The 1,000-nt window shown below is 29.5% G+C and carries 1 protein-coding gene; it reads left to right on the top strand.

The annotated features are described in order from the left end of the window. The first annotated feature begins 329 nt into the window (after positions 1-329). Positions 330-824, top strand: coding sequence for a regulatory protein RecX (locus tag CF599_RS19255; RefSeq protein WP_121967533.1), 495 nt, complete (start codon positions 330-332; stop codon positions 822-824). Positions 825-1,000 lie beyond the last annotated feature (176 nt).

Consider the following 1,000-nt stretch of genomic DNA (forward strand, 5'->3'; position numbering starts at 1 on the left):
ACTCTCTTTTTTTTTGCCTTTTTTTAAGCGTTTAGGACGCTATTGTTTTGCAAGACTAAACTACGATAACTTTTTAGAAGTCAGCTTGCTGGCTTCTTTTTTTTTATCGGACAACAATGATATTTAAATTAATATCTAAAGTAAAAGTAACAAAATCTAGAATACACACACTATCTTCCAATCATATATCTAAGTTTATTTAACTCTTATAAATATCTTAATTAATCATCCATTGCCACCTACTTAAGATAAAAATGTAATTTTGTTGAATAATAAAAGAAGTTCTTAACTTATCCTCTTAATAAGACTATTCTAAAAAATCGAACAGATTGGAAAACAATTATACAACATACCTAACCATTGAACAAGCTAAAAATAAACTTGAACATTTTTGTGCATATCAGGAAAGATGTCATACAGAAGTAACTTCAAAACTTTTTAATTTAAAAATTTCCTCCTCTTACCATGATGAAATTATAGTACATCTTATAGAAAACAATTTTTTAAATGAAGAGCGTTTTGCTTGTAGTTTTGCTAGAGGAAAACACAGAATAAGCAGCTGGGGAAGAAGTAGGATAATAGCAGAATTAAAACTAAGAAAAATATCAAGCTTTCTAATTAAAAAGGCAATGCAGGAAATTACAGATGAAATGTATTTTGAAAGCTTTGAAAAAATAGCAACACAAAAATGGATTACATTAACTGATGAAGATATAAATAAGAAGGCACAGAAGCTTATAGGATTTTTACATAGAAAAGGCTATGAAATGGAATTTATTCTAGATAAAATCACAGAACTAAAAAATACAACAGAAGAACCTTAATCAAGGTTCTTTTTTTTAGTCAAAATAAACCACTTGAGATATCTTAGGAAATTATACAAAACAAAAAATCCCCAACCTCATACGAGATTGGGGATTCTAAAAGAAAGGCGGCGACATACTCTCCCACTGGTTAGCAGTACCATCTGCGCTAGCGGGCTTAACTTCTCTGTTCGAAA

The sequence above is a fragment of the Myroides sp. N17-2 genome, assembly GCF_002286775.1.
Taxonomy (GTDB): domain Bacteria; phylum Bacteroidota; class Bacteroidia; order Flavobacteriales; family Flavobacteriaceae; genus Flavobacterium.